Genomic DNA, 14,219 nt, shown 5'->3' on the forward strand with positions numbered 1-14,219 from the left:
TATCTACGTTGTTTGCGCAATCTTCGTATCCAGCAACTTATGAATTACCTCCATTCCTTTCTTATACTCATCAGAAAGAAATTTCTGGCCATTTAAAGTCTTAATTTTACTTTGCAATTCAAGAAAGAAACTTCTTGCACTATCAGAACAATCAAAACTCAATTGTGCATCAAAAATACGATTCATTAATGTAAATAATTCGATTTGTCGATCAAAAGGACAATAGCAATCAACAGCGTCAAAAGCATTTTGTTGAAGATAACAAAAGTCATATAACTCAGACTTTAGATAGATTTCCATGTCCTCCATAGAAATCCCTTCTTCTCCAACAACTTCCATACGCTTGCCAATTTCAAAACCTTCAAGAAGTAAGCGATTTACTCTTTTTACTGCTTCACCCCATCCACAAACCTTATGCTCTAAAATTTCTCCCACCTGATCAAGATATTTTGACCAAGAGATCATGGGATCAATTGAAGGATACCGTCTAGCATCAGCACGAGCTTTAGACAAACCACAAAATGCCCCAACAACCGATAAAGTGGCCTGAGTAACGGGCTCTTCAAAGTTTCCTCCTGCAGGAGATACAGCCCCGCATATAGTTAAAGACCCTACAGAACCGTCAGGCATAAGAAGAGCTCCCCCGCGCTCATAAAATGCAGCGATACGTGATGCCAAATATGCGGGAAAAGCTTCCTCTCCCGGAATTTCCTCTAATCTCCCAGAAATTTCTCTTAAAGCTTGAGCCCATCTAGATGTAGAATCTGCAAGTAATAATACATCCAGACCCATTTGTCGATAATACTCAGCTATGGTAATTCCTAAATATATAGAAGATTCTCTAGCAGCTACAGGCATAGATGAAGTATTACAAATAATACATGTCCTATGCATGAGAGATCCCCCTGTATGAGGATCCGTAAGGTGGGGAAATTCCTGCAAAACTTCGACCACTTCCCCAGCACGTTCTCCACAAGCACATAAAACAACAATATCTACAGCAGCATATTTAGATAAATGATGTTGCAATACTGTTTTCCCAGCTCCAAATGGTCCAGGAGTACAAAATGTTCCCCCCTTCAATACAGGAATATGGGTATCTAAAATTCGTACTCCAACATCCATAATCTCGGAACAGGGGACTTTCTCTCCCCGAATAAAGGCTTTCTTTATCGGCCACTTTTGTACCATAGTAAAGTTATATTCTTTACCATCAATATCACGAGCTTTAGCGACTACAGTATCAACACTATAACTTCCCTCTGAAATTACCCAAGTAATGGTGAGTTCCTTGAAACAAGACAAAGGAACCATGATCTTATGATCAAAACATCCTTCCTTAACCAAACCAAGCGTATCTCCTGGGAATACAAAGTCTCCAACAACAACTTTAGGAGTATATTCCCACAACGTATGTCTACAAAGAGCATTAACGTACTTACCTCTTTTTAAAAACACACTACTTTCAGCCAGTACTTGCAAACGATTTTGCAATCCATCAAAAATCCCCTGTAATAATCCCGGCCCAAGTTCTGCTTCTAATAAATGCCCTGAAAAAGTAACTAAAGCACCGCGACGCACATCTTGAGTATCCTCAAAAACCTGAATTTTAACTTCTTGACCTACAACTTCAATAATCTCTGCTTTCAACCAAGAGTTATCTACATTAACATAAGCAACTTCACCCTGACGCACATGCCCATCAAAATGTACACGCAATAAGTTCCCATAGGCTTCTACCACGTATCCTTGTGTTGTTTGACCTGAAGCTGCTACCATGTGATTGCCCTTTCCATAGAATTAATGATATTTCTACCTTTCTCTACACTTGCTACATTATGATGAATAGCCAAGAGATACGTAGTAATTTTTGCTAAAACCGCATCTGCATCAAAATATTTATCTCGATACATTTCCTCTATCTTATGAAATTCATACAATGATAATGTCCGATTTAACGTGTGAGGTAAATGCCCATAGTCTTCCAACACACTACTCAAATCGGCAAACTCTCGGGGAAGTTCGTAATGAGGAGAGTCTTTTTGCATTAATACTTGTAATACGATAGGATCCGAACTATCTTCGTTTCGTAATACATAAGAAACATCCAATTGCAGTACTCTAGAACGGAAACCCGCAAGTATTACACGTAAATTTTGCTTAAATGTAAAATATGTCCGAAGAAATTCTGAGGAGCTATTTCGATAATGAGCTAAAAACTCACCAACTAAATAAGAAAAGTTATCCAAACGCTCTTGAGAAGTTTTATATTGCAAAAGAAAATCCTTAAAAAAATCCTCAAATTCACAATCATCAGACCATTGTTGTAAGCGCAACAAATTTTCTACATTTTCTTGCGTCACCATACCGTAAGACTGAGTGATCTTCTTCCCACTCCAAAAAAAAGCAAAATTATTAAAATCAAAAAAACGCTTTAAGATAACGTAATGCTTGAAATCCTTCTGTGATAAATTCAATCGCAAGAAATCATCAAGATCTCTAAAAGAATATACTGGTGGAGATTCAGGAATCTGGGGAAGAAGAAATAAAGATAAAAAACAATACTGAGTCATTATAATAACTCTAATTTTAATTGGGACTCAAATAATACGGTAAGTCAAAATCAATGCTTTAAGAATCTTGAAATACCATTTCACGAAAATCTTTTTGTAAATAACGCGTTAGAAGACCAAGAAGAGTATCTGAGCTTAAGTCTAGCACTAAATTCCTATCCTCTACTTTTAGCTGTACTCCACCCACAAATTTACCAATAGCTACTCCTTTGCCCTTAAGCTTCGCTAATACTTCTTTTCCAAGAAATTCGTTTACGGCCCTCGCTGCTACATGCTTCCCTATATAGGCCGTCAATTCTCCAAAAATCCCCTGTTCTTGAATTGCTTGAAGCAAAGCAGTGATCATCTTTGCAGATACTTCGGGATCCACCAATACATTCTCTAGCCACTCAGCTAAAGAATCTTGAAATATCTTACCCTCAATAGACTGTTTTAACGTTTCTAAAGCACGTTTACCAGCTTGAGCTAAAGCAGCTTCCCCTTGCTTTAATTTACGCTCCGCCTCTTCCCTAGCTGTCTCTACAATTTGATTAGCTTCTTCCTGAGCTTCTAAAATAATTCTCTTCGCCTTTTCCTTTGCACTCTCTATTATCGCTGCAGCCTCATCTTCTGCTGGTTTTAATGTTTCTACTCTAAGAGCATCGCAGATTTGTTTAAGTTTATCTTCTGCACTAAGATCCGCCATATCTCCTACCTTCAAGAAAACAGAGGTTTATCTTTAAAAAAAAATCAACTACAATCCAAATAAATCAAAAGACTACCGCATTAGTCTTTTAAATAAAATTAAATAAAAGATTTTTATGAAAACTCATGCTGTCCTTGCTTTATGGCTTACTAGCATCCCCCTCCTAATGAATGAAATTCCTCAGGCCTATGGTGCACCTATAAGTACTGTTAATAAGACTCCAACTCCTCCCTCAAGAGTAATACAAAAACGGGTGCAACAAAAATCCCCTAAAACAACTCCCAATCAATCCATCAGAGGACGCGCATCTAAAAAAAGAACATCCTACCCAGCTACTAAAGCAAAACCTCTAATATCTTGGGGGATATATGCAGGAGAAGAATACTCCATTCAAATTCCTAGTCATTGGCAGGGGATTAATGATAAAACTCAACTTCCTGATAAGCTAGATGTTGTTTTTATTGGTAAAGGATCAGGATCTTTAACTCCGACTATTAATATTTCACAGGAAATTACTGCAAAAAACCAAGCAGAGTATGTTGAAGAAATTCTCACGTATCACAAAGCCAATGACATGACATTGGATTCTTCCATTTTCACGCATATACAGTCTCCTAGCGGAGAATTTACCATCATTAAAACGGAAAAAAATTCTTCTTGGGGAAAAGTTTTCTGTCTGCAAGGCGTTTTAGTCATTAATCACACTGCTTATATCTTCACAAGCACAGCAACCCTTGATGATTACCCCACAGTTTCCCTTATTTTCTTAAAAACTATTGCTTCCTTTAAATTATCTAATAAGGAGGCTATGTCTGGCGATGCTATTCTTAAAGAAGCACTGAAACAATTTCATGGAGAAACAAATTAATAACTACTTTAGACCAAAACTTCGTTTTCTTGATGAAGAATCTCATTTTTTAGAGCATCAAAAATAACATGAATTCTAATCTTTTTCCCATCAATAGTAAGATTAAAAACTACTGGGAATCTAGAAAACAGTAGTTGAAAGGGGATATCCACAGAATTACCTTGAACCGATACGGAAACAGCCGCATTCCCTAATAATGGGGAAGCATCATGAATTCTCATGCATAAGGTAGCAAATTGACGAATCGCATTCCGTATCTCTGCATCAAAAGCGTACGTAGAAGAACAACAACTACACACTAAAACTTTCTCCAAACTAACTAAAGAGAAAGTAACTTCTCCTTCACAACAGCAAGGACAGGAAAAAACAAGCAACGAGTTATGGTTCATCTTATCTTCTTTTATTTGCCTCCAAGCACTTTTCAACTTAAAGGCAGTTCTTTCTTTTACGCATCTTGCGCAGCTATTTGTTTAATAAACTCCGTGACCGCTGCCTCAAGAATTTGAGTATCTCCAGAGAATATTCGAATGCCTTCAGCAAGCTTTTCAGTAGCCATTGCATCTTCATTCATCAAGAACCGGAATACACTTTCCGTAAGTTCCACAGTTTGTAAATCTAATTTTTTAGCTTCTTCTACACTAAGCCTTCTAGTAATTGGCGACTGATCTTGCTTTAACTCATCCAATAACTTTGGAGAAATAGTTAATAAATCACACCCTGCTAGAGCAAGAATTTGTTCCTTCGTTCGGAAAGAGGCTGCCATAACTTGCGTAGGGATATCAAATTTCTTATAATACGTATAAATATTTGCTACGGAAGCTACTCCTGGATCTGAATCTATGGAATACCCCTCTTCTCCGTAAGCTGCTATCCACCAGTCATAAATACGACCAACAAAAGGAGAAATGACAGTTGCTTTAGCTTGTGCAGCAGCAATAGCTTGGATAAGATTAAAAATCAGAGTAACGTTACAAGCAATTCCCTGCTTTTCCAATATCTCTACAGCACGAATACCTTCCCAGGTACCAGGAATTTTTACCAAAAGACGCTTTTTATCTCCTCCAGAAGCCTCAAACAATTGGCTTAAAAATACAGCCCTTTGCACCATAGCTTCTGTATTAAAAGAAAGACGAGCATCAATCTCTAAAGACACGCGACCAGGAATGGTCTTGAGAATCTCTAAACCAAAATTTACTTGTATCTTGTCTAATACAAAAGTCAATGTCTGAACATCATCACCATTTTGCCGAATTCCCCAAGCAATAGCCTCAGTTAACAATTCTTGATATTTTGTCTCCTGAGCCACCTTTAAAATAAGGGATGGATTCGTAGTTGCATCTTGAGCTCCAGAAACTTTAATTAATTCTGGATCACCAGTATCACAAACAATAACACTCCAGAGTTTTAGTTGATCAAATTGCTTAGGCATAGGCATCCTGCTATCACTATCCGTTTTTAGGCGAGGCTAACAAAAAAAATCATTACTATCAAGGAGGTTATAAATAGAAGTTTAACCCCCTTAAACGATAACTATTTGACCTAGATTCTTTCTAACAAGCACATTCAGATTCGCTTACAAAATCAAAAACAAGCTCTTCTTGCTCTTGTTCCAAGTATTGCTTAATACGCTTATGAGTATCAAACCCTGTACCCCCCGGAATGATATGTCCCATAATGACATTTTCTTTAAATCCTAGGAGATAGTCGGTCTTACTACTACAAGCAGCATCAGTTAATACTCGAGTTGTGTCTTGGAAGGATGCCGCAGAAATAAAGGATTCTGTGCCAAGAGAGGCCTTAGTAATTCCTAATAATACGGGGACCGCCTGTGCAGGCTTACCACCGTCTTCTTCTGTGCGACGATTTTCTTCATAAAACTCTTTCTTATTTACTTCCTCTCCAAAGAGCAAGGTTGTGTCTCCTGGGTCAGTAATTCGTACTTTTTGCAACATTTGACGTACAATAATTTCAATATGCTTATCATTAATATCTACACCTTGTAGACGATAAACTTCTTGAACCTCATTCACCAAGTATTTTTGCAATTCACGAACACCACATATTTCCAAAATTTCATGAGGAACCACTAAACCATCTGTCAACTGCTGGCCTTTCATGACATTATCACCGCGCTGAACAATAAGATGTTTTGTTAAAGGAATCAAATGCTCTTCTTCCATTCCAGTCATCTCATCACGAACAACAAGAATACGCTTATTTTTTTGAATACCTTTAAAATCAACAATACCATCAATTTTCGCAATATCAGCCGCATCTTCGGGTTTGCGAGCTTCTACTAATTCAGCAACTCGAGGTAAACCTCCAGTAATATCCTTCGTCTTAATAGCTCCCCGTGGCAATCTTGCTAATAACATACCTGCTTCCACTTTCTGTCCTTCTTCAACAGAAATAATAGCGCCAGAAGGAATAGCATAAGTTCCAACAAGTTCATTTAAGTCAGCATCAGCATAAATGGCTATCTGAGGATGTAACTCCCCGCGGTGTTGCTTAACAATTAACTCTACTAAACCTGTATTCTTATTGACTACTTTCTCAGTAGAAATACCTTCTACTAAATCTTCGCACTTCACGTAACCAGGCTTATCACAAATAATTGGAATATTATGTAACTCAACTTCAGCTATTCTTTGTCCTACAGATACAGATTCTCCGTCTTTGACTAAAATTTTTACTCCAAGTTCTACGGGGAATGCCTCTAAACTTTCAATAGACTTTGTGCCTAATAGTTTTTTGTATTCCTCTAAACTTCGGCCTTCATCACGAACGACATGCAAAGCCCCTTTCTTATTCAGAACAAGATTATTGCCATCTTGACCAGTAACGACACGCAAGTCCATGTATACCAAAATACCAGAACTATTCGTTATAATTTCTGGCGTAGAAGATGTTGCTGCAATACCTCCAAGGTGGAATGTTCTCATGGTCAACTGTGTTCCGGGCTCTCCAATGGATTGCGCAGCAATAATACCTACAGCTTCTCCTAAGCCAATCAAACGGCCATTCGCAAGATTTAATCCGTAACACTTAGCACAAACTCCCCGTCGACTTTCACAGGTCAGCGTAGAGCGAATTTTAATACTCTCAATACCTGCATCATCAATAACTTCTGCTTGTGCAGAAGTTAACACGTCTCCACTTTTAGCAAGAAGCTCGCTCTTATTCCCTGGTTGATAAATATCTTCTGCTACTGTACGACCATAAATGCGATCTCTTAATGGTAATAATTCTTCCGATCCCTGACGGATGGCAGAAATTTCAATGTGATTTAATGTACCACAATCTTTCTCTGTAATAATGACATCTTGGGCTACATCAACAAGACGACGTGTCAAATATCCTGAGTCTGCTGTTTTCAATGCTGTATCTGCTAGACCTTTTCTAGCTCCGTGCGAAGAAATTGAGTACTCAAGAACAGTAAGCCCTTCACGGAAATTCGACGTAATGGGGGATTCAATAATAGCTCCATTTGGTTTTGCCATTAAACCTCGCAATGCTCCCAACTGCTTCAACTGGGATTTATTACCTCTAGCTCCCGAATCAATCATTAGGAATAAAGGATTATGCTTGCTCTTATTCTGCTTACTAATTTCTACATATAAAGCATCTGATAAAACCTCAGACACCTCAGTCCAAATACTAATTGTCTTGGAATGACGTTCCCCTTCTGTAATAATACCATCATCGTACTGCTTCTTAACAACGGCGACTTTATCGTAAGCTTCTTTAAGAATATCGTTCTTAATTTCAGGAATTTTGACATCCTTTAATCCCATAGAAATTGCAGCTTTCGTTGCTTGAATAAACCCTAGATCTTTAAGATCATCCAAGAAACGCACCGTAGATTCTAGGCCTACTTTTTTATAGCATTGTAAAATCAGCTCACTTATGCGCTTGCTGGGCATGCTGTAATTTTGAAAACCGAGCTCTTTAGGAACGATTCTATTAAATAATACACGTCCGGGTGTGGTTTCAATAATCTGACCATCTATACGAACTTTAATTTTTTCATGAATATGCAACCCTCGTCCTATTTCATCTCGACGATTTTCGAATTGTTCATCAAGAAAACCACCTACCGAAAGAGCGCGCAGTACTTCTTTCTCGTCTTTAAATATCTTGACTTTGCCTCCATGATCCTCTGGGAAATATGTAGGATCAGCCATAAGGTAGTACAATCCTAACGTCATGTCTTTCGATGGTATGGCTACCGGCTTTCCAGATGACGGCAAGAAAATATTATCCGGTGCCATCATTAAGACCTTAGCTTCTAATTGCGCCTCTATAGATAAAGGTACGTGTACCGCCATTTGGTCTCCATCAAAGTCAGCGTTAAAAGCTGCGCAAACTAAAGGATGAACACGAATTGCCTTACCTTCAATTAGTACGGGTTCAAATGCTTGGATTCCTAAACGGTGTAGAGTTGGTGCTCGGTTAAGCAATACAGGATGACCTTTAATAATTTCTTCTAAAACATCCCAAACTTCAGGAGCTCCCCGTTGAATCATTTTCTTAGCAGAACGAATTGTATAAACACTTCCCTGATCTTTAAGTCTCTTAATAATAAAAGGCTCAAACAATTCAAGGGCCATCTCTTTCGGAAGACCACATTGATTGAACTTCAACTCTGGACCAACGATAATTACAGAACGCCCGGAATAGTCAACGCGTTTACCTAAAAGATTTTGTCGAAAACGACCATTCTTTCCTTTTAGCATCTCTGAAAGAGATTTCAAAGGACGATTCCCTGCTCCCATGACAGGATGTCCATGACGGCCATTGTCAAACAAGGCATCTACTGCTTCCTGCAACATACGCTTTTCATTACGAACGATAACTTCAGGAGTTTTCAATCTCAAAATCGCTTTGAGACGATTATTTCGGTTAATTACACGACGATAAAGATCATTTAAATCCGAAGTTGCAAATCTTCCACCATCCAAAGGTACTAGAGGACGTAAATCTGGGGGAACTACAGGAACATTTTTTAAGACCATCCATTCAGGATGATTAGAAGATGAGACAAAACCTTCAATAATTTTTAATCGCTTAGCAAGCTTCATACGAGCTTGTTGCGACTTTGTCTTTCTTAAACGATCTTTAAGCTCTTTCAACAAACTGGGGAGATCTTCTGATTTCAATAAATCATAAATAGCTTCTCCACCCATTTTCGCAACAAAAGCATCTTTCCCCCATTTCTCAATAACCTCACGATATTGAGCATCGTTCAAAAGTTGCTTTTTATTTAGGTCCGTTTTACCTGGATCAATAACTACATACTCTTCATAGTAAATAATTCTTTCCAGGTCGGATGCTGTCATTCCTAAAACATTACCTATTCGAGAAGGGGTCGTCTTGAAAAACCAGATATGTACAATAGGAACAGCTAGCTCAATATGAGCCATACGTTCACGCCGCACTTTAGAAAGAGTAACCTCAACTCCACAACGATCGCAAACAATCCCTTTGTGTTTGATCTTTTTGTATTTACCGCAACAACACTCCCAATCTTTAGTGGGCCCAAAAATCTTCTCGCAAAACAACCCACCTTTCTCGGGCTTAAAGGTACGATAATTTATTGTTTCGGGCTTTTTAATTTCTCCACAAGACCACTTATCACGAATAATAACATCTGAGGCAATTCCTATTTCCAACTTATCAAATAGTCCCTCTTTCGACAAAGTGTTAATATCTCGAGAATTTTCTCCGAACATTCGCGCTTTCTCCAACAAGTAAGTTTTAAGCATCTACTACCATAGGACGGACATCAAGCCCTAAACCTTGCATTTCTTTAATCAAAACATTAAATGATTCTGGTGTACCTGATTTTAAGAGATTTTCTCCCTTAACAATTGACTCATAAATTCTTGTTCTACCAGAAACATCGTCCGATTTTACCGTGAGAATTTCTTGGAGCATATGAGCTACACCATAAGCCTCTAAAGCCCATACCTCCATTTCACCAAATCTCTGTCCCCCCATCTGAGCTTTCCCTCCGAGGGGTTGTTGAGTGACTAGAGAATAAGGACCAATAGACCTTGCATGAATCTTATCGGCAATTAAGTGGCTCAATTTCAGCATATAAATATAGCCAATAACTACCGTATTATCAAATCTTTCTCCTGTCTTTCCATCATACAGATAGGACTTACCATCTGCCGGCAATCCCTGCTCTATCATCATATCCCAAATACGAGACTCTGGAAACCCTTCAAATACGGGAGTTTTTACATAAATACCGGCAGTTTTTGCAGCATAACCAAGATGAGTTTCTAATACTTGTCCCAAGTTCATCCTAGATGGCACCCCAAGAGGATTTAAAATCATCTGTACAGTTTCACCATTTGCTAAGTAAGGCATATCAGCTTCAGGAACAATTTTAGAAACAACTCCTTTGTTTCCATGACGTCCTGCCATTTTGTCCCCAACCTGAAGTTTTCTTTTTGAAGCTACATAAACCTTGACCTGACGGATAACACCATGGTCTAGATCTGCGTCGCCTTCACGAATATGCTCAACTTCCGTTTTATAATTGATTTCCAAACGTTGTAACGAGGTTTCATATTCAGAAAGAATGCTTTTCAACATATCGTAGATTTCACAAGAAGGCATGAGAAGATCAACCAAGCTTTCTTTCTCAAGAAACTCGATAGTTTCTTGATCAAAGATAGCACCTTCAGGAACTAAAATATCCGCAGTACGACGATGAACTATAGCAGCGGGGGCCTTTTCATTAAGTAACAAAGCTCCCAACTTTTCACGATATTCTGTCTTCAATAGAGCAACTTGATTCTTGTATCCTTTTTGTAAATCTTTTAAATGAACAGCTTCTTCTACAAGCTCATCATCACTTTTTGATAATCGGTCTTTTCTACTAAAGACCTTAACATCCATGACAACTCCTTCGGTCCCAGGAGGCACTGTAAGAGAAGCATCCTTAACATCAGCTGCCTTCTCACCAAAAATAGCACGCAATAAGCGCTCTTCAGGAGCAAGCTCAGTTTCCGACTTTGGCGTAATTTTACCAACAAGAATATCCCCTGGCTTAACCTCAGCTCCAATACGAATAATTCCATCTTCACCTAGGTTAGCTAAAACCTCTTCCGAAACATTAGGAATGTCTCGAGTAATCTCTTCTTTTCCTAACTTAGTATCCCGAGCTGTCAACTCAAATTCCTCAATGTAAATAGAGGTGTAGGCATCTTGCTTAATTAACTTTTCAGAAATAATAATGGCATCCTCAAAGTTGTAGCCATACCAAGGCATGAAGGCAACAAGAATATTCTTGCCCAAAGCAAGTTCACCTCGATCTGTAGCAGGACCGTCAGCAATCACATCGCCTTTAACAATCACATCACCAACAGAACATAAAGGACGTTGATTAATGCATGTACCCGAATTGGATCGTAGGAATTTCTTTAAATGATATGTACGCTTAATCGTTGGATTGTATTTAGCTGCAACCACTACCTTGTAGCCATCAACGTAATCCACGACACCATCTTCTTCTGCAACAACAATCGCTCCAGAATCTTTTGCTGCGCGCGCTTCTAATCCTGTTCCCACGATAGGAGCCTCTGCTTTCAATAAAGGCACAGCTTGGCGTTGCATGTTGGATCCCATAAGAGCTCGGTTAGCATCATCATGTTCTAAGAAAGGAATCAACCCAGTCACAATAGAAACTAATTGCTTAGGCGACACATCCATATGGGTCACAGTACTTGTATCAGCTTCAAAAGCCTCTCCTCGATACCTAGCCCAACAAACAGGATCAGTAAACATATTAAACTCATCCAAATTTGCCGATGCTTGAGCTATGACACACTCTTCTTCAACATCAGCTGTCATATACTCAATTTCATCTGTGACTACTCCATCCCTAACAATACGATATGGGGTTTCAATGAATCCGAATTCATTAATCTTTGCAAAAGCTGATAAGGAGGTAATCAAACCAATATTTGGCCCTTCCGGGGTTTCAATAGGACAAATACGCCCATAATGGCTAGCGTGAACGTCACGCACTTCGAATCCAGCTCTTTCTCGATTCAAACCTCCAGGACCCAAGGCAGATAAACGACGCTTATGAGTTAACTCTGCCACTGGATTCGTTTGATCCATAAACTGAGAAAGCTGTGAACGTCCAAAAAAGTCTTTGAGAACACTGGCTAAACCTTTCGCAGAAATAATCTTTCCTGGGATCAATGTGTCCGAAGAGAAATCAAAAAGATTCATCCTTTCTCGAACAATTTTTTCCATTCTAGCCAAACCAGAGCGGCATTGATTTTGGATGAGCTCTCCTACTGAACGCACACGACGATTTGCTAAATGATCAATATCATCAATCGAAGCCTTATCATCTCCCATTTTTAAGCGAATAAGGTACTTTAATGCGCCAATAACATCTTCTTTTCTCAAAGTAACTTGAGATAAAGACTCTTCATCCATAGGAAAACCAAGTTTCCTATTTAACTTATAGCGACCCACTCTGCCTAGATTATAGCGCTTAGGATCAAAGAAAAGTCGCATGATTGTTGAACGTGCATTAGCTAAGGTTGCTGGCTCACCGGGCCGTAATCTTCTATAAAAATCTTTTAAAGCCGCTTCATAGGAATCCGTTGGATCTTTTGCCAACATTTTAATAATGGGGTGGCTTTCATCAGCTTCTACAGCAATTTTTAATGTAGAAATATTAGCATCCAGCATTCTTTTCAGCATAGCAGTGCTCAGCTTCTCCCCTGCTTTTCCATATACTAGAGACGAAGCTTCATCAATCACGTTATCGGCTAAAATTTTACCGACTAAAATAGTAAAATCTTTTTCGCTTTTTAACGCATATTCTTCTACTTGGAAAAATTCCTCAATGATATCCGCATCCGATGAGTAACCTAAAGCGCGAATAAACGTCATTGCTAGAATCTTACGACGACGTTTCTTTCTATCAATATGAATATAAATTAAATCATTGACATCAAAAATAGCTTCTAACCAACTTCCTCGGTAAGGTATTATTCTAAAAGAAAATAAGACATTCCCCTTAGAGTGCTTTTCCTGTTCAAAATTAATTCCTGGTGATCTATGAACCTGAGACACAATTACTCTTTCTGCACCATTAATAATAAATGTGCCCTTATCAGTCATTATGGGTATAGTACCCATATACACTTCTTCTTCTTTAATCCCAGTTTCATCAGTGAGTCGGAAACGAACTTTTAAAGTTACACTATAAGTAATGCCTCTACGAATACATTCCTCAGGAGAATATTTAGGCACACCTAAATTATACGAGAGATATTCTAAAATAGTAGCTTCATTATAAGATTTAATGGGGAATATTTCCCGGAAGACCTCTTCTAAACCAATATTCTCGCGTTCTTCAGCTAGTTTATCCATCTGAAGAAATTGCTTATACGATTTAATTTGAACTTCAATAAGATTTGGAAGATCTAAAATATCTTCCTTTTTTTTGACACTAACCCGTTCTGGGCATTTGAACATGCGAGCTCTCCTAATAAGAATTTATTATGATGCCAAAAAGCTCCCCTAAAAAGACCTACGTATACTTGGCAGAGGGAATATTACGATTGTACACAATGATAAAAAAGAAAAGAAAAATCTTATATTTATAGGATTTTTCTTTCCTAAAAGGATATTATAAGCCCTTCAATGAAGCTTTCGCTCCTGCTTCTTGCAGTTTTTTTACTGTTTCTTCAGCATCAGACTTAGAAGTCTTCTCTTTAATAGTTTTAGGCAAACCTTCTGTCATTTCCTTAGCTTCTTTTAAAGCCAAACCAGTAACTTCTCGTACTACTTTTAAAACGCCTATCTTCTTATCAGCAGGAAGATCTTCTAAAATCACAGCAAATTCCGTAGATTCTGCTGCAGCAGATTCTCCACCAGCAACAGCACCACCAGCAACGGCCATTACAGGAGCAGCAGCTGTAACACCCCACTTGTCTTCTAATGCTTGTTTTAAATTAGCTAATTCCATGACTGTTAAGTTGCTTAACGTCTCTACTAATTGTTCTAAATTTTGTGTTGTCACTTTTGTCTCCCTTTTACCTACTTAAGAGTT

Annotated in this window: 9 protein-coding genes; 1 reads left to right on the plus strand and 8 read right to left on the minus strand. The window is 38.4% G+C overall.

Annotated elements, in window-relative coordinates; translation table 11 throughout:
• Positions 1 to 3: 3 nt before the first annotated feature.
• The 3 genes from M787_RS00285 to M787_RS00295 are packed head-to-tail and all read right to left on the minus strand — an operon-like array spanning position 4 to position 3,258.
• Positions 4 to 1,779, minus strand: a complete 1,776-nt coding sequence (locus M787_RS00285) for a V-type ATP synthase subunit A (RefSeq protein WP_021828473.1) — start codon at positions 1,777 to 1,779, stop codon at positions 4 to 6.
• Complete coding sequence (locus tag M787_RS00290) at positions 1,773 to 2,573, minus strand: DUF2764 family protein (RefSeq protein WP_021828474.1); 801 nt, start codon at positions 2,571 to 2,573, stop codon at positions 1,773 to 1,775. The genes M787_RS00285 and M787_RS00290 overlap by 7 nt, the downstream gene beginning before the upstream one ends.
• Positions 2,574 to 2,631: 58 nt before the next feature.
• Complete coding sequence (locus M787_RS00295; protein WP_021828475.1) at positions 2,632 to 3,258, minus strand: V-type ATP synthase subunit E; 627 nt, start codon at positions 3,256 to 3,258, stop codon at positions 2,632 to 2,634.
• Positions 3,259 to 3,424: 166 nt separating this feature from the next.
• Here M787_RS00295 and M787_RS00300 point away from each other — a divergent pair, with 166 nt between their 5' ends.
• On the plus strand, positions 3,425 to 4,126 hold the full coding sequence (locus tag M787_RS00300; RefSeq protein ID WP_394809852.1) for a hypothetical protein: 702 nt from the start codon (positions 3,425 to 3,427) through the stop codon (positions 4,124 to 4,126).
• Between the two features lie 8 nt (positions 4,127 to 4,134).
• Here the strand turns inward: M787_RS00300 and M787_RS00305 are convergent, their stop codons facing one another.
• From M787_RS00305 to rplL, 5 genes are all read right to left on the minus strand, one after another.
• Complete coding sequence (locus M787_RS00305) at positions 4,135 to 4,515, minus strand: ferredoxin (protein WP_021828477.1); 381 nt, start codon at positions 4,513 to 4,515, stop codon at positions 4,135 to 4,137.
• Between the two features lie 56 nt (positions 4,516 to 4,571).
• Positions 4,572 to 5,555: a transaldolase gene (gene tal / locus M787_RS00310; protein ID WP_021828478.1), complete on the minus strand. Its 984-nt coding sequence runs from the start codon at positions 5,553 to 5,555 to the stop codon at positions 4,572 to 4,574.
• Between the two features lie 121 nt (positions 5,556 to 5,676).
• Positions 5,677 to 9,858 (minus strand): DNA-directed RNA polymerase subunit beta', encoded by a 4,182-nt coding sequence (rpoC, locus tag M787_RS00315; protein ID WP_021828479.1) that lies wholly within the window; start codon positions 9,856 to 9,858, stop codon positions 5,677 to 5,679.
• A gap of 25 nt (positions 9,859 to 9,883) precedes the next feature.
• A complete protein-coding gene (gene rpoB, locus M787_RS00320) occupies positions 9,884 to 13,642 on the minus strand; it encodes a DNA-directed RNA polymerase subunit beta (RefSeq protein WP_021828480.1) in 3,759 nt (1,252 codons plus the stop codon).
• Positions 13,643 to 13,796: 154 nt separating this feature from the next.
• Complete coding sequence (gene rplL / locus M787_RS00325; protein ID WP_021828481.1) at positions 13,797 to 14,189, minus strand: 50S ribosomal protein L7/L12; 393 nt, start codon at positions 14,187 to 14,189, stop codon at positions 13,797 to 13,799.
• Positions 14,190 to 14,219 lie beyond the last annotated feature (30 nt).

The organism is Chlamydia gallinacea 08-1274/3, assembly GCF_000471025.2.
GTDB classification, from domain to species: domain Bacteria; phylum Chlamydiota; class Chlamydiia; order Chlamydiales; family Chlamydiaceae; genus Chlamydia; species Chlamydia gallinacea.